This is a genomic window from Novosphingobium olei, assembly GCF_037076535.1.
Lineage (GTDB): Bacteria > Pseudomonadota > Alphaproteobacteria > Sphingomonadales > Sphingomonadaceae > Novosphingobium > Novosphingobium olei.
The window spans coordinates 2796594-2814412 of record NZ_AP029021.1 but is presented as its reverse complement, the minus strand read 5'-3'; the positions used below and the strand labels follow the sequence as shown (position 1 = coordinate 2814412).

18 protein-coding genes are annotated in these 17819 nt (G+C 64.8%); 4 read left to right on the top strand and 14 right to left on the bottom strand.

What is annotated here, in order from left to right:
- Positions 1 to 132 precede the first annotated feature (132 nt).
- Positions 133 to 1824: a M10 family metallopeptidase gene (locus AACH40_RS13260; RefSeq protein ID WP_338642818.1), complete on the top strand. Its 1692-nt coding sequence runs from the start codon at positions 133 to 135 to the stop codon at positions 1822 to 1824.
- On the opposite strand, the gene AACH40_RS13255 is transcribed toward AACH40_RS13260, so the two are convergent.
- From AACH40_RS13255 to AACH40_RS13195, 13 genes are all read right to left on the bottom strand, one after another.
- Positions 1821 to 2231: a hypothetical protein gene (locus tag AACH40_RS13255; RefSeq protein WP_338642817.1), complete on the bottom strand. Its 411-nt coding sequence runs from the start codon at positions 2229 to 2231 to the stop codon at positions 1821 to 1823. The genes AACH40_RS13260 and AACH40_RS13255 overlap by 4 nt on opposite strands.
- Positions 2228 to 3109: a LysR substrate-binding domain-containing protein gene (locus AACH40_RS13250; RefSeq protein ID WP_338642816.1), complete on the bottom strand. Its 882-nt coding sequence runs from the start codon at positions 3107 to 3109 to the stop codon at positions 2228 to 2230. Before AACH40_RS13250 ends, AACH40_RS13255 begins: the two co-directional genes overlap by 4 nt.
- On the bottom strand, positions 3106 to 4044 hold the full coding sequence (locus tag AACH40_RS13245) for a CBS domain-containing protein (RefSeq protein ID WP_169491839.1): 939 nt from the start codon (positions 4042 to 4044) through the stop codon (positions 3106 to 3108). Before AACH40_RS13245 ends, AACH40_RS13250 begins: the two co-directional genes overlap by 4 nt.
- A 20-nt stretch (positions 4045 to 4064) precedes the next feature.
- Positions 4065 to 4568: an rRNA maturation RNase YbeY gene (gene ybeY / locus AACH40_RS13240; RefSeq protein WP_169491840.1), complete on the bottom strand. Its 504-nt coding sequence runs from the start codon at positions 4566 to 4568 to the stop codon at positions 4065 to 4067.
- Positions 4565 to 5614 (bottom strand): PhoH family protein, encoded by a 1050-nt coding sequence (locus AACH40_RS13235; RefSeq protein ID WP_169491841.1) that lies wholly within the window; start codon positions 5612 to 5614, stop codon positions 4565 to 4567. Before AACH40_RS13235 ends, ybeY begins: the two co-directional genes overlap by 4 nt.
- 161 nt (positions 5615 to 5775) lie before the next feature.
- Positions 5776 to 7110 (bottom strand): tRNA (N6-isopentenyl adenosine(37)-C2)-methylthiotransferase MiaB, encoded by a 1335-nt coding sequence (gene miaB, locus AACH40_RS13230; RefSeq protein ID WP_338642815.1) that lies wholly within the window; start codon positions 7108 to 7110, stop codon positions 5776 to 5778.
- Positions 7111 to 7151: 41 nt separating this feature from the next.
- The gene (locus AACH40_RS13225) at positions 7152 to 8021 is read right to left on the bottom strand and encodes a lysophospholipid acyltransferase family protein (protein ID WP_422394858.1); all 870 of its coding nucleotides are present in this window, start codon (positions 8019 to 8021) and stop codon (positions 7152 to 7154) included.
- Positions 8005 to 8427, bottom strand: a complete 423-nt coding sequence (locus tag AACH40_RS13220; protein WP_169491843.1) for a transcriptional repressor — start codon at positions 8425 to 8427, stop codon at positions 8005 to 8007. The genes AACH40_RS13225 and AACH40_RS13220 overlap by 17 nt, the downstream gene beginning before the upstream one ends.
- Before the next feature lie 88 nt (positions 8428 to 8515).
- Complete coding sequence (locus AACH40_RS13215; protein WP_169491844.1) at positions 8516 to 8956, bottom strand: MucR family transcriptional regulator; 441 nt, start codon at positions 8954 to 8956, stop codon at positions 8516 to 8518.
- 168 nt (positions 8957 to 9124) lie between these two features.
- Positions 9125 to 9580: a GNAT family N-acetyltransferase gene (locus AACH40_RS13210; protein ID WP_338642814.1), complete on the bottom strand. Its 456-nt coding sequence runs from the start codon at positions 9578 to 9580 to the stop codon at positions 9125 to 9127.
- A 15-nt stretch (positions 9581 to 9595) separates the two neighbouring features.
- Positions 9596 to 10219 carry a tRNA (adenosine(37)-N6)-threonylcarbamoyltransferase complex dimerization subunit type 1 TsaB gene (gene tsaB / locus AACH40_RS13205; protein ID WP_338642813.1) on the bottom strand — a complete coding sequence of 208 codons (624 nt, stop codon included), beginning with the start codon at positions 10217 to 10219 and terminating at the stop codon, positions 9596 to 9598.
- Positions 10220 to 10238: 19 nt separating this feature from the next.
- Complete coding sequence (locus AACH40_RS13200) at positions 10239 to 10832, bottom strand: malonic semialdehyde reductase (protein WP_338642812.1); 594 nt, start codon at positions 10830 to 10832, stop codon at positions 10239 to 10241.
- Positions 10833 to 10854: 22 nt separating this feature from the next.
- Positions 10855 to 11430 (bottom strand): NifU family protein, encoded by a 576-nt coding sequence (locus AACH40_RS13195; RefSeq protein ID WP_169491847.1) that lies wholly within the window; start codon positions 11428 to 11430, stop codon positions 10855 to 10857.
- A 121-nt stretch (positions 11431 to 11551) separates the two neighbouring features.
- Here AACH40_RS13195 and AACH40_RS13190 point away from each other — a divergent pair, with 121 nt between their 5' ends.
- The 3 genes from AACH40_RS13190 to AACH40_RS13180 all read left to right on the top strand — a co-directional run bounded on the left by AACH40_RS13190 (position 11552) and on the right by AACH40_RS13180 (position 16590).
- The gene (locus tag AACH40_RS13190; protein ID WP_338642811.1) at positions 11552 to 12136 is read left to right on the top strand and encodes an FKBP-type peptidyl-prolyl cis-trans isomerase; all 585 of its coding nucleotides are present in this window, start codon (positions 11552 to 11554) and stop codon (positions 12134 to 12136) included.
- Positions 12137 to 12203: 67 nt separating this feature from the next.
- Positions 12204 to 15101 (top strand): M16 family metallopeptidase, encoded by a 2898-nt coding sequence (locus AACH40_RS13185; RefSeq protein WP_338642810.1) that lies wholly within the window; start codon positions 12204 to 12206, stop codon positions 15099 to 15101.
- Positions 15102 to 15216: 115 nt separating this feature from the next.
- Positions 15217 to 16590 (top strand): class II 3-deoxy-7-phosphoheptulonate synthase, encoded by a 1374-nt coding sequence (locus tag AACH40_RS13180; RefSeq protein ID WP_338642809.1) that lies wholly within the window; start codon positions 15217 to 15219, stop codon positions 16588 to 16590.
- A 62-nt stretch (positions 16591 to 16652) separates the two neighbouring features.
- Here AACH40_RS13180 and AACH40_RS13175 read toward each other — a convergent pair whose 3' ends face one another.
- The gene (locus AACH40_RS13175) at positions 16653 to 17729 is read right to left on the bottom strand and encodes a phosphotransferase family protein (RefSeq protein ID WP_338642808.1); all 1077 of its coding nucleotides are present in this window, start codon (positions 17727 to 17729) and stop codon (positions 16653 to 16655) included.
- Positions 17730 to 17819: the final 90 nt, after the last annotated feature.

Here is a 17819-nt window from a genome sequence, read left to right as displayed (position 1 = left end):
TCAGCCTTTCGCTGCTAACGCCGCACCCGTAACCTTGCGCATCCTCCCGCAGCCAGACTTAGCGCGTCCTTCACGCCGTTGCCGTCAAGGCTGCAACGTCCGGCAAGAACCTGCCGGTTTCTGGGGACTGCAATGGCGCTTTATACCGATCGATCGGCGGTCAGCCGCTATGCTTTGAGCGGCAACAAGTTCATCGACGGACTGTTGCCGGGCGCGGTGGGATCTCGCGTCGCGTGGAGCACGATCGACGGCGGCGCGACCCAGGTTTCGTACAGCTTCCCGTGGGCCAACGGGGTGGCCAGCGTCTTCGCGCAGAACTATGGGCTCGGCGAAAATGTCGCCAGCGTTACCGGAGCGGTAAACGCTTCCCAGGCCGCACAGATCGCCAAGGCTTTCGATGCCTGGGCAAGCGTCGCCAAAGTTGCCTTCACCCAGGTGGCCGAAACCTCCTCCGGCATGGTCGGCGACATACGCATTGCTTTCACCTCGGCGGTGCCGAGCCGGTACTGGGGCTACGCGCTGGGCGTCTCCGACGGGATGAGCAACGCCCATGGCGACATCTGGATCGATGATTCCTACATCGGCCAGTCGTTCGCGGCCGGCACTTACAACTTCATGGCGATGATGCACGAAATCGGCCACGCACTCGGCCTCAAGCATCCGTTCGAAGGCACCAAGATCCCGTCTGGGTTCGACAACCGGCGCTTCACGATCATGTCCTACACCGATCCGGAAAACGTCTGGTGGCGCAACCCGGAGACCGGCGCGACGACTTACCTGATCAAGACGCCGATGGTCTACGATATCCTAGCGATACAGAAGATCTATGGAGCCAACACCAGCTGGCACACCGGTGACGATGTCTACTCGTTCTCTCCAACGGCCCCGTCGTTCGAAGCGATCTGGGACGCCGGGGGCAATGACACGTTCAGCGTGGCGTCCTTCAGCAAGGGTTGCACGATCAATCTTGCGGCAGGCGCCTATTCCTCTCTCGCCTATGATTCCGTCACGCTCAGCCAGAACATCGGCATCGCCTTCAACTGCACGATCGAGAATGCGACCGGCGGATCGGGCGCGGATACGCTGATCGGCAACGACAGCGCCAACACGCTTGTGGGCGGGGCAGGCGCGGATACTTTGACCGGCAATGGCGGCAACGATCGGCTGGAAGGTGGCGCCGGCAACGACACGCTGGATGGCGGCGCGGGCGACGATGTCCTGATCGGTGGGGACGGGGTCGACACCGCCACCTACGCCGCGTTCAGCGTCGCGCTCAAGGTCGCGCTCGACATCACTGGCCTTCAGGCGACGGGCGCCGGAAACGACAGCCTGTCGGGGATCGAGAACCTGATCGGCGGCAGCGGTGCCGACCTGCTCGTGGGCGATGCCGCAGTCAACCGGCTCGAAGGCGGTGCCGGTGCGGACCGCCTGGTCGGTGGAGCGGGCGCCGATGTCCTTATCGGTGGCGAAGGCAAGGACATCACCGTCGGCGGCGCTGGCGCCGACACATTCGTCTTCACCGCGCTCAAGGACCTAGCTGGCAAGGCCTTGGCCGCTGCCGACGAGATATTCGACTTCAGCAAGTCCGATGGCGACAAGATCGATCTTTCCGGAATCGATGCGGTGAAGTCGACGACCACGGTCAACGAGGCTTTCACCTGGATCGGTAGCGCAGCCTTCAGCAAGAAGGCGGGCGAGCTGTCCTACACCATTTCGCAAGGCGTCGGTCTGGTACTGGGAGACATCGACGGCAACGGCCAGGCTGACTTCGCCATCCGTATTGATGGCGCACCGGCACTCACAGCGAGCGATTTCGTGCTCTAGCCGCGCAGCAGCAGGCGGCTTTCGGCAACCTCGATCACCGGGATTTCCCAAGGATGCGCCGCCATCAGCGCATCGAGGGCGGTCTCGACGTCCGTTTCGGCCGCGCCTTCGCGGATCCAGGTGGTCAGCGTGACGGTGGGCGAGAACGTGGTTTCTGCGGCGTTGCCCAGCGTGGGTGAAGCGTCGGGCCCCGGCACGAAGGTTTCCCAGCCCAGCGTGATCTCGGCAACGCCGTGATAGAGCCCGAAGTCGCCCAGCGCGCCCTGTTCGCGGATGATCGCAAGCATCGCGGCAAGCGTCGGGTCGCTTTCAAGCGCGCCTGCCTCGCCCGCCAGCAGCGCGCGCAGCGTTTCCGCTTCCACCGGCACGTGGATTCGCACCGACCGGACGATGCGCGAACGGGTCACAGCCCTGCCTTCAGCATCCAGTCGTGGAACAGGCGCACCGGCCGCGATTGCAGCGCGCGGGGACGGCAGACGAACCAGTAGGAATAGGGGCTGTCGACATCGATGTCATAGACTCGGGCCAGCCGGGGATCGTGGCTGCGCAGGTAGTGGTCATCGTGCATGATCGCGATGCCCAGGCCTTGCGCCGCAGCTTCCAGGATCAGCTGGCCGGAATCGAAATGGTCGATCGCGGCCGGCTCCAGATGCTCGATATGCAGGGCCCGCTTCCAGGCCTCGAAGCTCATCGGCAGGTCGTTGTGGATCAGGAACGTCTGCTTGGACAGCTTGCTGACGTCGGGCCGTTCGCCCAGCTCCTCTACCAGCTGCTTCGAAGCAATGGCGTGGACCCGGTTGTGGTCGAGCCGTACCGAATGCAGCGTCGCGTCGGGGCCTTCGGACAGGATGATCGCAGCATCGATCGTGTCGCCCAGCTTAGTTTCGGCCACGTTCGAACTGTCGATGTCGATATGCAGCTGCGGATGCAGCTTGCGCAGCTCGCCCAGCCGCGGGAACAGGCGCTGGCTGCCGAACAGTGGCAGCACACCCAGCCGCAGGCGCATGACCTTGCCAGTGTCGACCAGTCGGTCGATGCGGTCGGTCATCTCGTCCATCAGCGGCGCTACCGCGTCGTAGAGACCCTGACCTTCCTCGGTCAGCTTCAGCATCTGGTGCTTGCGCTCGAACAGCGGCTTGCCGACGAATTCCTCGAGCGCGGCCAGCCGGCGCGACAGTGCCGACGGGCTCAGCGCGAGTTCGGCCGCCGCCGTCTTGGCAGACCCGGCGCGCACGACGCGGATGAAGGCTTCCAGCGAACGCAGCGGGGGCAGGCGACGGATCATTCTTCCTCGGCCTCGGCGGGCTGGGGAGCGTGCAGGCGCAGGCGGGTCAGCCGGCGTTCGTCACCCTCGGTCACTTCGATGCGCCAGCCGCTGGCATGTTCGAGCACGCGGCCGACGGGCGGAACCTCACCGGCAAGAACGACGGCAAGGCCACCCAGCGTATCGACATCTTCTTCAACTTCGGCAAGCCGCGGATCGACGATTTCCCCTACGTCATCGAGTTCGGCGCGCGCATCGGCGTCCCAGATGTCCGGCCCTATGCGGGTCAGCAGTTCCTGCGGCGCATCGTCGTGCTCATCCTCGATCTCGCCGACGATTTCCTCGACCAGATCCTCGATCGTGATGATCCCGTCGGTGCCCGAATATTCGTCGATCACCACGGCCAGGTGCGTGCGGCTGGCGCGCATGTCCGCCAGCACGTCGATCGCCCCGCGCGCCTGCGGCACGAACAGCGGCTGGCGCATCAGGGCAAGCCAGTCCTCGGGCGGCGCCTTCTTTTCCAACGCAAGCGCGGCAAGGTGCGGGAACACGTCCTTGATGTGGATCATGCCGATCACTTCGTCGAGCGTGTCGCGGTAGACCGGCAGGCGGCTGTGGCCATGCTCGGCAAAGGCCGCGACCACGTCCTCGAAGCTGCATTCGGCGGAAATCGCGATGATTTCGCCGCGCGGGATCGCCACGTCGTCTGCGTCGTGTTCGCTGAAATGGAGCAGGTTCTTGAGCATCTGGCGTTCGAGCGGTACGAGATCGCCGTCACCGCCCTCGCTGTGCCCCGGCTCGTGCTCGTGTTCCTCGATCGCTTCCTCGATCTGCGCACGCAGCGACTGATCGTGGTCCGGACCCCGGAAGAAAGCCTTGATGACGCGCCATAGCGCGCCGCTACTATCTCCGTCTCCCGATCGGCTTTCGCCGGCGGAGGCGCTGCCTTCGGCCACTGGTACTTGTCCCCTGCTGGTCAATCTTCGACCGCATATGGGTCTGCAATGCCGATCAGCGCAAGCGCCTTCCGCTCCAGCTCTTCCATTTCCTCGGCTTCGGCCTCGCCCAGTTCGTGGTCGTGACCGGCAAGGTGGAGCAGCCCGTGGACGACGAGGTGGCTCGCATGAACCTCGATGGAAACGCCCTTTTCCGCCGCCTCCCGGGCGCAGACCCCCTGGGCAAGGATGAGATCGCCCAGCATGCCGGGTGCGCCTTCATTGCTTCCGGCCAGCAGGACCTCCTCGCGCGAGAGCATGGGAAAGGACAGCACGTTGGTCGGCTTGTCCTTGGCCCGCCATTGCTTGTTCAGCGCATGGACTTCGTCGTCGTCGGCCAGCACCACGCTCACCAGCAGGTTTTCGTGCGCCAGTTCCGGGGCGACCCTGGCGGTCGCCTCGGCAGCGCTGGCGGCCAGGGCCTCCCAGTCGATCGCATCGCCCCAGACCGGGTCGATGTCCATTTCGAGAATGGGGGCGCTCAATCGTTGCTCCCTTCATAGGCTTCGACGATGCGCCCCACGATCGGGTGACGTACGACGTCGGCGGTGGAAAAGCGCACCATGCCGATGCCTTCCACGCCCTGCAGCCGGCCGACCGCATCGGCAAGGCCGCTGGCGTTGACGCCGCCGGGCAGGTCGGTCTGCTTAGGATCGCCGCAGATCACCATCCGGCTGTTCTGGCCAAAGCGGGTCAGGAACATCTTCATCTGCATCGGCGTCGTATTCTGCGCCTCGTCGAGGATCACGAAGGCGTCCGCCAGCGTGCGCCCGCGCATGAACGCGATTGGCGCGATCTCGATCTCTCCCGATGCCAGACGCCGCTCGACCTGCTCGGGTGGCATGCAATCGTAGAGCGCATCGTAGAGCGGGCGGAGATAGGGATCTACCTTCTCCTTCATGTCGCCGGGCAGAAAGCCGAGCCGCTCGCCCGCCTCGACCGCCGGACGGGACAGGATCAATCGCTGCACGCTGCCGGAAATCAGCTGCGCCACCGCCTGCGCCACGGCGAGGTAGGTCTTGCCCGTGCCCGCCGGGCCGAGCGCGAAGATCACGTCCTCCTTCACCAGCGCGCGCATGTATTCGATCTGCGTGGCGCTGCGCGGCACGATCGTCTTCTTGCGGGTGCGGATCATGATCGGCGGCGCGCCGTTGGGGGCGCCGGTGATGATCCCTTCGAGGGTGGGTTCGTTCGACATCATGATCAATGCCTCGACCGCGCCGGCATCCACCTCAAGCCCGCCCAGCAGCCGCTGGTGCATGCCCTTGAGGACCTCGCGCGCCCGGGCGACCGAATCGTCGGGCCCTTCGATCAGCACGCGGTTGCCCCGGGCCGAGATATAGACACCGAGCCGGTTCTCGATCTGGACGAGATTCTGGTCGAACTGGCCGAACAACGCTCCCAACACCGTCTGTTCGTCGAATTCCACCTCGACACGCGCTCGCCGGTGCAGATCCGGACGATGCGGCTCCATGCCCGAGGAGCCATAGTCGCGATGCGCTTCCTGGGCGCGGGGGAATTTACGAGCCATATCGAGGGGAAGCGTGCTCCTTTCGCTTGGGTTCCTTGCAGAGATTAGGGGCCGATGTTGCGGGCGCAAGACAGGCCCGCCCGAAAAGGGTGGCACGCACGACGATTTGCACAGGCTTGTGGTGAATGCGCCTCAGGTGTCAGAAACGTCAGGTCAAAACTTCAGGCCGAAACCGCAGTCAGGACCTTGCCCGCCAGGGAGTTTGGCCCCGCCTCGACCAGTTCCACGCGCACCAGATCGCCGATCTGCGCCTCGCCCGTGAAATGCACCGATTGCAGCCACGGCGATTTGCCCAGCCATTGGCCTGCGTGCTTGCCGTGCCGTTCAACCAGGACATCGCAGGTGCGCCCGACGCTCGCTTTGTTGAACGCCTGCTGGTCGCGGTTGAGGGCGTCCTGCAGGCGCTTGAGCCGCTCGTCCATCACGGCTGCGGGAACGTGGCCTTCCATCGTCGCCGCCGGCGTTCCGGGGCGCGCCGAGTACTTGAAGCTGAACGCCTGGGCATAGCCGACCGCATCGACAAGCCGCAGCGTATCTTCGAATTCCTGTTGGGTTTCCCCGGGGAAACCCACGATGAAGTCACCCGACAAGGCAATATCGGGCCGCGCCGCACGCACCCGCTCAAGCACGCGCAAGTAGCTTTCGACGCTGTGGCTGCGGTTCATCGCCCTCAGCACTCTGTCGTTGCCGGCTTGTACCGGCAAATGCAGGAACGGCATCAGCTTCTCGATCTCGCCATGCGCGGCGATCAGGCCGTCGGTCATGTCGTTGGGATGGCTGGTGGTATAGCGGATACGCGCCAGGTCGGGATCGGCGGCAAGAACGCGGATCAGCCCGTCAAGCCCCACGGCGCGGCCCTTGTCGTCCTCGCCCGTCCACGCGTTCACGTTCTGGCCCAGCAGGGTGATCTCGCGCGCGCCACCTGCCACCAGCAGCTTTGCCTCTTCGACAAGGTCGGCAAAGGGGCGGCTGATTTCGGCGCCGCGCGTATAGGGCACCACGCAATAAGTGCAGAACTTGTCGCAGCCTTCCTGCACGGTCAGGAACGCACTCGGCCCAGACCGTCGCCGCTTGGGCAGCGCGGCGAACTTGGCTTCGGCCGGCATGTCGGTTTCGGTCGCGCGCTTTCCCGCCGCAGCTTCCGCCACCATGTCGGGCAGGCGGTGGTAGGCCTGCGGGCCGACCACGACCTTCACCGACGGCGCACGCGCCATGATCTCCTCGCCCTCGGCCTGCGCCACGCACCCTGCGACCGCGATCAGCGGGCTCGTGCCATCGTCGCGCCGCAGCCGCCCGATGTCGGAATAGACCTTTTCGGTCGCCTTCTCGCGGATGTGGCAGGTGTTGAGCACGACGAGATCGGCATCGTCGCGCGCGTCGGCCGCGGTCATGCCCTGCGCGGTCAACAGCTCGGCCATGCGCTCGCCGTCATAGACGTTCATCTGGCAGCCGAAGCTCTTGACGTGAAACGTCTTGGGAGGAGTCGAAGTGGACATAAGCCGCGCCCCTTACGCGATTTCGCAAGGGGGGTGAAGGGCTAGCCCTCCGACGCCTCGGCGGAAGCGGCGGGGGCGGCGAAGCGCACTTGCGGCACATCGAGCGCAAAGGGGCGCAGCGGCTTGCCCAGCGCGGCTTCCAGCGCCGGTACGATCTGCGCGCGTGCCTGCGCCGCGATCGCCTTGCGCCCCGGATGGTCACGCGGGTGGAACGGTTCGAGATAGTGCACGTCGAGCCGGAAGCTTCCCTTGCGCGAAAGGACGCGCAGCGCATTGGCGATCCCGCTTTCGTCCCCGATCCAGCCGATCCATTCGGCGACCGGGCCGTAGTCGAGCACGACCGGCTGGACCAGCACGCCCGGAGGCGGCGGTTCGAGCACGCGCAGCATCGCGGTCTTGAACGGCAGCAGCGACTGTCCGTCGGTGGTGGTGCCTTCCGGGAACACCGTCACCGACCAGTTGTCCGCCAGCGCCTCCTTCAGCCGGTTGATCTGGTCGGCCACGCCCATGCGATCCTCGCGCGATACGAAGACGGTGCGGTTGAGCTTGGACAGCCATCCAACCACCGGGGCGCGCTCCAGTTCGGCCTTGGCGACGAAGGCGGTGCCGCTCGCCCCGGCCAGCGCCAGGATGTCGACCCATGAAACGTGGTTGGAAATGAAGAATACGTCCCGACGCAGGTGCGTGCCGTGTGTGCGAACACGTGCACCGGCGATGCGCGCGGCCGTGCGCAGGAACAGCATCGGGATCGGCGATCCGTAATGCAGCGTGCGCCAGACATAGTGGAGCGGCACGCAGACCAGCAGGGCCAGCACCAGGGGGAACGCGCGCAGGCCGATCCGGAGCTTGCCGGCCAGATCGATCGGCGCCCCCCGGGGCGGGCCGATCGGGCGTTCAGCCTTCGCGGTCAAGCTTGACGCCGTAGAGTTCCATGCGGTGATCGACCAGCCGATAGCCGAGCTTTTCGGCAATCTGCCGCTGCAACGCTTCGAGCTCGGGATCGACGAATTCGATCACCTTGCCGGTCTCGACGTCGATCAGGTGGTCGTGGTGCGCTTCGGGCGTTGCTTCATAGCGGGCACGCCCATCGCCGAAATCGTGGCGGTCGAGGATGCCGGCCTCTTCGAACAGGCGCACGGTGCGATATACCGTGGCGATCGAGATGCGCGGATCGACGGCCGAGGCACGCTCGTGCAGTTTCTCAACGTCGGGGTGGTCATTGCTCTCGGAAAGCACCTTGGCGATCACGCGGCGCTGGTCGGTGATCCGCAGGCCACGTTCCGCGCAGAGAGCTTCGATATCGATGGCCTGATGCACTTTGGATCCGTCACTTAGAAAAATGGCCCGCCGATCATAGACCGGCAGGCCATTTCTTCAACCGGGCAACCTGACGATCCCGTGGAGATCAGGCCGCCGTCTTGGCGCGACCACGCTTGGGCGCGGGCTTACGGCCGAGGCCGATCTTCTTGGCGAGTTCGCGACGCTTCTCGGCGTAGGCCGGGGCGACCATCGGATAGTCGGCGGGCAGGTTCCAGCGCGCGCGATACTGTTCCGGAGTCATGTTGTAGCGCGTCGCAAGATGGCGCTTGAGCATCTTGAGCTTCTTGCCGTCTTCAAGACAGACGATGTGATCGTTCTTCACCGAAGAGCGAACCGAAACTGCCGGTTCAGGCGCCGGTTCTGCCACCGGTTCGGTTGTGTTAATGCCGGCAAGCGCCGAATAGACGTTTGAAATCAACGTCGGAAGGTCTCCGACCGCAACGCTGTTGTTGCTGACGTGTGCGGCTACGATATCGGAAGTGAGGGTGATGAGCGTTTCGCGCATGTCGTGTTCGATTTCAGCCATGTTTTCGACCCTTATTCTCGTCCATTGCTGCGACGCAGCGAATGTCGGTTGCGATTCCTTATTACAGTTACGCCTTATAAAGAGTTGTGGCCAAGAAACAACTGTATTGACATGACGGATTCGCAATAATGACCGAAAATTCATAAACGGCTGAAAAACAGGAAGAAATCACAGATCCAGGGCGTGACTGATCGCGTCGAGGGTGATCCCGGCGGGTGTCCGGTAGTAGTTCGGCCGTCGCCCCACCGCCCGAAATCCATGCGAAATGTAAAGAATTCCAGCAGGATTGCCGTCTCTCATCTCCAAAAACAGGCGCTTCATGCCAGTACTTCTTGCGGATTCGATGAAGCGTCCAAGTAGCGCATGACCCAGGCCGCGACGGCGAAATGCCGGAGAAATGGCGAAAAGCAGCAGTTCCTCTTCGTCAAGAATACTGCGCGACAGGAAAAATCCTGCCACAGTATCCAACGTGCGAACGTTGGGCTGACCTTCGCTAGTAATCAGGCCGTAACGCGTGTTGGGCATGAGCAGCGCGTCGCTCACCTGCCGCCGGTTCCAGGCCTCGCCAAACTCCGGGGCGAAGGCCTGCTCCATCACTGCCATGATGCGATCGAGATCGTCCATCACGGCAAGCCTACCTCACGCCGCGCCGGGCAGCCGCGCATCAGGCGCGCGGCCATAGCGCGCAGCCACATCGGCCGACAGCGCATCGGCGCCAAGCAGGGGAAACGCGCGGGCGTCCGGCCAAAGCGCAAAGGCAGACAGAGCGCCACCGTCGCGACGCAGGGCCAATGCTTCGGCCTGGCTGCCAGCCAATATCTCGCCTCGCGACATTTTCGTCACGGCCTCGGGATCGGCTGAAACCAGATCGCCCAACGGCGCGCCGTTCGCGTCGAAGGCGCGGAAGAACCATTCGCCATGCCCGCCGGTCGTCACCACGTCGATCGGGCGACCGGGATGGGCAGCGCGGGCCATTGCGGCAATCAGGCCAAGGCTGTCGTAGCCTTCGACCGGCACGTTCCAGGCAAGGCCCAGCGCGCGGGCGGCGGCGAGGCCAACGCGGATGCCGGTGAAGCTGCCTGGCCCGATGTCCACGGCGATGCGATCGGCGCGGCCCTTGCCGGGGAGGGCGTCGATCAGCGGCACCAGCCGTTCGGCATGCCCGCGACCCAGCATCAGACATTCACCGGCAACAAGCCGGTCATCCTCGAACAGCGCGACCGAACAGGCTTCGGTCGCGCTGTCGATCACCAAGCGGCGCAAGCGCAGTTCCTTCTTCGGCTCAGGCTATGGTATTGAAGGTGGGGAAGTCGGGGCGGGGCGAACGCTCGAAGATCGTCGCCGGATCGCCATAGCCCAAAGTCGAAATGAAGTTCGACTTAACGCGGGGACTGTCGGCAAAGAACGCAGCGTCGACGCCGGCATTGTCGAAGCCCGACATCGGGCCGGTATCCAGCCCGATCGCGCGGGCCGCCATGATGAAGTAGGCCCCCTGCAGCGTCGAATTGCGCATCGCCGATACTTCGCGGAGCGCTTCGTTGCCTTCGAACCAGCTCTTTGCGTCGGCGTGCGGGAACAGCCATGGCAATTGTTCGTGGAAATCGAGGTCCATGCCGATAATGACCGTTACCGGCGCCGTGCGGATCTTGTCCGGGTTCGTGCCACCGGCCAGCGAAGCGAGCTTTTCCTTCGCCTCGTCCGACACGCACCAGACAAGGCGCGCTGGCATCTGGTTGGCCGATGTCGGCCCGAACTTCATCAGCTCCCAGATCTGATGCAACTGCTGTTCGCTGACCGGCTTGTCGAGATAGCCGTTATAGCTGCGCGCCGTGCGGAACAGCTGGTCGAGTGCGGCATCGGAAAGAGGCTGGGTCATCGGTCTGGCAGTTCCTCTGGCGTCAGGCCGCGCGCACTTCGTTCACTTCGGGAACGTAGTGCTTGAGCAGGCTCTCGATCCCGTTCTTGAGCGTGGCGGTCGACGATGGGCAGCCAGAGCAGGCGCCCTGCATCTGCAAGTAGACGATGCCTTCGCGAAATCCGCGATAGATGATGTCGCCACCATCGTTGGCAACCGCGGGGCGAACGCGCGTTTCGATCAGGTCCTTGATCTGTTCGACCACGTCGGCATCGGCCGGGTCATCGCCGAAATCCTCGTCCGCGGGCGGTACGGCAATGCCGCCAGCCGAACCGCCGACGAACAGCGGGGCCTGGCTGACGAAATGGTCGAGCAGAAGCGAGAGCACCTGGGGCTTGACGTCGGACCATTGCGCGCCCGGCGCGATCGTCACCGATACGAACTCGCGGCCATAGAACACGCCGGTCACGTCGCCGAGATCGAACAGCGCTTGCGCCAGCGGCGAAGCCTCGGCCTCCTCGGGGGATGTGAACTCGCGCGTTCCGGCAGCCATGACCTGCTCGCCCGGAAGGAACTTCAGGGTGGAGGGGTTGGGCGTGGTTTCGGTTTCGATGAACATGCTTCCGCATGTAGGCCGGGTGAGGGGAGGGTCAAGGCCCAAGCCGCGCCCAATTCCTTGATCATGCCGCAGGTGGCCAAGTTGTAATGTCGCCGCGTCGCCCGCTATAGCTGCGCATCACATGAACAGCACCCTCGCGCGCACCGCCGCATTCGCCACGCTCGTCGTCCTCGCACTCCCGGCCCAGTCGGCCACTGCGGCCACCGCGCCCGCTGCGGCGGCTGCCCCAACCGGTATCCTGCCGGTGCCGCTGATGCCCACCGTGGGCGCAGCGTTCCGCAGCTGCAGCGCGAAGACGGCCTCGGGCCTCGGGTACCAGGTGCTCAAGGCGGGCAATGGTCCCAAGCCGGCCAAGGATGACTTCGTGCTCGTCAACTACATCGGTTACCTTGCGGCGACCGGCGCCGTGTTCGACCAGAACGCCGGCGCACCGCTGCGGCTCGACGGAGTGATCCCGGGCTTTGCCGAAGGCGTTCAGACCATGGCGCGCGGTTCGACCTACCGCTTCTGCATCCCCGCCGCGCTCGGCTATGGCGCCAATGCCTCTGGCCCGATCCCGGCCAACGCCGATCTCGTGTTCCAGATCGAACTGATCGATTCCCGGACCCCTGCCGAAGTCGAGGCGATGCGCGCCGAAATGCAGAAGCAGCAGGGCGCACAGGAAGGCGCCGCACCGACCGCGCCAGTGCCCGCGCCGAAGAACTGAAAGTCTCTGCGTGAAGCGAAGGGCTATTCACTGGCCCTTCACTTTGCGCGCCCCTATAGACACTGCGATGACATCGAATTCGGGCTCTTCGCAGCGCTTCGTCCGGTTTGCCGCGCTTCTGCTTGCCAGTGCGCTGGTGCTTCCCCAACCCACCGCGGCACGGCCGGCGCCGGCCAAGGCGGCTACCGGCAAGGTCGATCCGACCAACTGGCTCTACCAGGGCAGCGACGTGCCGCATGACAAGGAGTGGGTGTTCGGCATCCTGCCCAATGGCTTGCGTTATGCGGTGCGCAAGAACGGCGTGCCGCCGGGCCAGGTTTCGGTGCGCGTGCTGGTCGATGCGGGGTCGATGTACGAAACCGACGCCCAGCGCGGTTACGCCCACCTGATCGAACATCTCACCTTCCGCGATTCGAAGTATCTCAAGGCGGGGGAGGCCATCCCGACCTGGCAGAAGCTCGGCGCGACGTTCGGCAGCGACACCAATGCCGAAACCAGCGCGACGCAGACCGTCTACAAGCTCGACGTTCCTGAAGTCGACGCCAACAAGCTCGACGAAACGTTCAAGCTGCTGTCGGGCATGATCACCGCACCGATCTTCACGCCCGTGGGCGTCAAGACCGAAGTGCCGATCGTGCTCGCCGAAATGCGCGAGCGGACCGGTCCGCAAAGCCGCGTGATCGACGGCACGCGCGGCCTGTTCTTCACCGGGCAGCCGCTCGCCACCCGCTCGCCGATCGGCACGGTCGATACGCTCAACGCGGCCACGCCAGAGACCATCAAGGCCTTCCACGACAAGTGGTACCGCCCCGACAATACCGTCATCATCGTGGCGGGCGATGCCGAGCCGGCGCAGATGGTGGCGCAGATCGCCAACTGGTTCGGCGGCTGGAAGAAGGTCGGCAAGAAGCCGCCCCAGCCCGATTTCGGCAAGCCGGTGCGGCCCGCCGGTGCCGATCCGGCCAATCCGGTGGGCGAAACCCGCGTCCTTGTCGAACCCGACCTGCCGCGCCTGTTCAACTATGCGATCCTGCGGCCCTGGACCCAGGTCGACGATACCATCGCCTACAACCAGGGGCTGATGATCGACCGCCTCGGCCTTGCGCTCATCAACCGCCGGCTCGAAGCCAAGGCGCGCGGCACGGCGAGCTTCCTTGCCGCCTCGGTCGAACAGCAGGATGTCAGCCGTTCCGCCGACACCACGCTGATCACCGTCACGCCGCTGGGCGATGACTGGAAGAGCGCCGTCCACGACGTGCGCGCCGTCATCGCCGATGCGCTGGCCACCCCGCCGAGCCCCGAAGAAATCGAGCGCGAAGTCGCCGAATTCGACGTCGCCTTCAAGGTGCCGGTCGAAACGCAGGAGACGCTTGCTGGCTCGAAGCTCGCCGACGACATCGCCAACGCGGTCGACATCCGCGAAACCGTCGCCAATCCTGACACCGTCTACGATATCTTCCAGAAATCGAAACCGCTGTTCACGCCCAAGGCGGTGTTCGAACATACCCGCGCACTGTTCCAGGGCGCCGTGATCCGCGGCGTCCTGATCACCCCCAAGGCGAGCGACGGCACCGAGGCCGACGTCAAGGCCGCGCTGACCGCGCCGGTCGATGCCGCGTCGGGCAGCCGTATCTCGGCCAACACGCTCAAGTTCTCGGACCTGCCGCCGATCGGCCAGCCGGGCACCGTGGCGTCAGCCGCCCCCGCAGGCCTGCTCGGCATCGAGCGGATCGAACTGTCCAACGGGGTCAAGGCGCTGCTCTGGCACAATGCGGCAGAGCCCGGTCGCATCATCCTGCGCGTCCGGTTCGGCGGGGGCTATGCCGCGATCGACCCCAAGGATGCGGTCTATGGCTCGATGGGCGAAATGGCGCTGATGGACAGCGGCTTTGGTAAGCTGGGCCGCGACGAGCTCGACCGGCTGGCCACCGGACGCAAGCTCAGCCTCGATTTCGACATCGACGATACCGACTTCGTGATGAGCGCCGACACCCGGCCTGCCGACCTTGCCGACCAGCTCTACCTGTTTGCCGGCAAGCTCGGCATGCCGCGCTGGGATGCCAACCCGATCCTGCGCGCCCGTGCCGCGGCCAAGCTCGGCTACGAGGCGACCAATGCCTCGCCGCAGTCGGTGCTCGCCCGCGATGCAGGCTGGCTGCTCAAGAACGGCGACCCGCGCTACGCCCAGCCGAACCCGGCCGAACTGGACAAGGTCACGCCCGAAGGATTCCGCCGCGTGTGGGAGCCGCTGCTCGCGCAAGGGCCGATCGAGGTCGACATGTTCGGCGATTTCAACCGCGACGAGGCGGTTGCCGCGCTGCAGAAGACCTTCGGCGCTCTGCCCAAGCGGCCCGATGCCGTGCCGCCCAAGCTGTCGCCGACGATTCCTGCGCACAACGTCGAGCCGCTGACGCTTACCCACCACGGCGATGCCAACACGGCCGCCGCCATGGTCGCTTGGCCGACCGGCGGTGGCCGCGGCGGCGTGCGCGAATCGCGCCAGCTCGAACTGCTCACGCAGATCTTCAACATCCGCCTGTTCGACGAAATGCGCGAGAAGATCGGTGCGAGCTACGCGCCGCAGGTCAACTCGGTCTGGCCGACCGACCTGCCCTCGGGCGGCTATATCGCCGCAACGGTCCAGCTGCGTCCGCAGGATCTGCCGGCGTTCTTCGCCGCCGCAGACAAGATTGCCGCCGACCTTTCAGCCAATCCGCCGACTGCGGACGAGATTGCCCGCGTAACCGAACCGATGAAGCAGCTGATCACCCGCGCCAGCACCGGCAACGGCTTCTACATGTACCAGCTGCAGGGCGGTGCGCTGGAACCGGGCAAGTTCGACGATATCCGCTCGATCCTGTCCGACTACAGCACCACCACGCCTGAACGGATGCAGGCCCTGGCCAGCCGTTACCTGGTGCGCGATCGTTCATGGCACCTGCAGGTCGTGCCGCAGAAGAAGTGAAACGAAACGGATGCGTCGCGCCCCAAGCGACGCATCCGATTGCAGTGATCGCCAGCCTTCCTTTGCATTTGTGCCACGGCGCGCGTATGGCCGCGCGTCTTGAAAGGAAGGAACAGTGGCAAACAACTGGAATGCAAACAGCTGGCGTGGGGCTGAGGCGCGGCATCTGCCGACCTACCCGGACGCGGACAAGCTTCACGCGGTCGAACAGACCCTGACGAGCTTTCCGCCGCTGGTGTTTGCGGGCGAAGCACGCGCGCTCAAGGCCGATCTGGCCCAGGTGGCGGCGGGCAAGGGTTTTCTGCTCCAGGGCGGGGACTGCGCCGAAAGCTTTGCCGAATTCCACCCCAACAACATCCGCGACACGTTCCGCGTGCTGCTGCAGATGGCGGTGGTGCTGACTTTCGCCAGCAAGCAGCCTGTGGTGAAGGTCGGCCGCATGGCGGGCCAGTTCGCCAAGCCGCGCTCGTCGCCGGTGGAAAAGATCGGTGATGTCGAGCTGCCGAGCTACCTGGGCGACAACATCAACGGCATCGAATTCACCGCCGAATCCCGCATTCCGGATCCGGAGCGCATGCTGCGCGCCTATTCGCAGGCCGCCGCAACGCTCAATCTGCTCCGCGCGTTCTCGACCGGCGGCTATGCCAACCTGCGCCAGGTCCACCAGTGGACGCTGGAGCACATCGGCAAGAGCCCGTGGGCAACCAAGTTCAGCGAAATGGCCGACAAGATCGGCGAATCGCTCGATTTCATGGAAGCCTGCGGCATCGATCCGCAGACCGTGCCGCAATTGAAGGGCACCAGCTTCTACACCAGCCACGAAGCGCTGCTGCTGCCTTATGAAGAGGCGATGACGCGGCAGGACTCGCTGACCGGCGAATGGTACGATACCAGCGCACACATGCTCTGGATCGGCGATCGCACCCGCTTCGAAGGATCGGCGCATGTCGAATACCTGCGCGGCGTGAACAACCCCATCGGCATGAAGTGCGGGCCCAGCCTCACGCCCGATGCGCTGCTCAAGATGCTCGATACGCTCAATCCCGCGCGTGAAGCCGGCCGGATCACCCTGATCAGCCGCTTCGGACACGACAAGGTCGAAGCCGGGCTCGCCCCGCTGGTCCGCGCGGTGAAGCGCGAAGGCCACCCGGTGGTGTGGAGCTGCGATCCGATGCACGGCAACGTGATCAAGGCGGATAACGGCTACAAGACGCGTCCGTTCGACCGCATCCTGGGCGAAGCGAAGGGCTTCTTCGCGGTGCACCGTGCAGAAGGCACCCATGCGGGCGGCATCCATATCGAGATGACCGGGCGCGACGTGACCGAATGCACCGGCGGCGCCGTCGCGATCACGCAGGAAGGTCTCGCCGATCGCTACCACACCCACTGCGATCCGCGCCTAAACGCGGCGCAGTCGATCGAGCTGGCATTCCTGCTTGCGGAAATGCTCAACCTCGAACGCAGCGAAAAGCGCGCCGAAGCGGCCTGATCGCGCGTTTCAGCTCATGGAAAACGGGGCGGTGCCGGGTATCGGCGCCGCCCTTTTCCGTTTCAGGCGGCGCCTGCGCGTTGCGCGAACGTCCACGCCGCCTGCGCCAGGGGATAGACCCGCTCGGAGTTTGCCTTGGCGTGCGCCGATGAAGCGGTGCCGTCGATCACCCGCTTCTTGATCCCCTGGACGATGCCGGTCAGGCGGAAGAAGTTGTAGGCAAGATACCAGTCGAGGTTTTCGAGGCCATTGCGCCCCGTCTTCTCGCAATAGCGCGCCACCACTTCATCCAGCTCGGGAATGCCGAGCGCCTTGCGGTCGAGGTCCTGCACGCCCGAACGTCCGGCGTTGTCGGTGAACCAGGCGATGCACAGGTAGGTGAAGTCCGCCAGGGGATCGCCCAGCGTCGACAGTTCCCAGTCGAGTACGGCAAGCACCTTGGGCGCGCTGGGCGCATAGATCATGTTGTCGATGCGATAATCGCCGTGGACCACGCTGGTGCGGGTCTGTTCGGGCAGCGTGGCCGGCAGCCATTCGATCAGCCGCTCCATTTCGGGCATCGCCTCGGTTTCGGACAAGCGATACTGCTTGGTCCAGCGGTCCACCTGCCGCCCGAAGTAGTTGCCGGGCTTGCCGAAATCGGACAGCCCTGCCGCCCCGACATCGACATTGTGGAGCGCGGCCAGCGTATCGACCATCTCGATATAGGTCGCGTGGCGATCCCCGGGCGTGGCGCCCGGCATCGCGCCATCCCAGATGGTGCGCCCCTCGATGCAGCCCATGACGTAGAACATCGAGCCGATCACGCTGTCGTCGGTGCACAGGCCATATTGCGGAGCGACTGGGAAGCCGGCGCGCGACAGGCCGGACTGTACCTTGAATTCCCTGTCCACCGCGTGCGCCGATGGCAGCAGCTTGCCGAACGGCTTGCGCCGCAGGACATAGGCGCGGCGGGGTGTCTCGATGCGATAGGTCGGGTTCGATTGCCCGCCCTTGAACTTTCGCACCGAGATCGGCCCGGCAAAGCCCGCGACATTGTCCTCGAACCAGCGGGTGAGGGCAGCCTCGTCCAGCCGGTCCGCGCCTTCTGGTTCCACCGTGCCGGTGAAGGCAGCCTGTGCGTCGATGGGTCCGGTCATTATTCAAATCCAATACGTGCTGCAAATCCCAGCCCCGGCCACCCTGAGCTTGTCGAAGGGTCGGTCTTCTCTTCGGTCCTAGCGCTTGGC

Bases quoted from the DNA above. Each gene is read 5' to 3' on its own strand.
- AACH40_RS13260 (WP_338642818.1), top strand. From the start codon at position 133: ATGGCGCTTTATACCGATCGATCGGCGGTCAGCCGCTATGCTTTGAGC.
- AACH40_RS13250 (WP_338642816.1), bottom strand. From the start codon at position 3,109: ATGATCCGTCGCCTGCCCCCGCTGCGTTCGCTGGAAGCCTTCATCCGC.
- AACH40_RS13235 (WP_169491841.1), bottom strand. From the start codon at position 5,614: ATGGCTCGTAAATTCCCCCGCGCCCAGGAAGCGCATCGCGACTATGGC.
- miaB (WP_338642815.1), bottom strand. From the start codon at position 7,110: ATGTCCACTTCGACTCCTCCCAAGACGTTTCACGTCAAGAGCTTCGGC.
- AACH40_RS13215 (WP_169491844.1), bottom strand. From the start codon at position 8,956: ATGGCTGAAATCGAACACGACATGCGCGAAACGCTCATCACCCTCACT.
- AACH40_RS13210 (WP_338642814.1), bottom strand. From the start codon at position 9,580: ATGGACGATCTCGATCGCATCATGGCAGTGATGGAGCAGGCCTTCGCC.
- AACH40_RS13200 (WP_338642812.1), bottom strand. From the start codon at position 10,832: ATGACCCAGCCTCTTTCCGATGCCGCACTCGACCAGCTGTTCCGCACG.
- AACH40_RS13195 (WP_169491847.1), bottom strand. From the start codon at position 11,430: ATGTTCATCGAAACCGAAACCACGCCCAACCCCTCCACCCTGAAGTTC.
- AACH40_RS13190 (WP_338642811.1), top strand. From the start codon at position 11,552: ATGAACAGCACCCTCGCGCGCACCGCCGCATTCGCCACGCTCGTCGTC.
- AACH40_RS13185 (WP_338642810.1), top strand. From the start codon at position 12,204: ATGACATCGAATTCGGGCTCTTCGCAGCGCTTCGTCCGGTTTGCCGCG.
- AACH40_RS13175 (WP_338642808.1), bottom strand. From the start codon at position 17,729: ATGACCGGACCCATCGACGCACAGGCTGCCTTCACCGGCACGGTGGAA.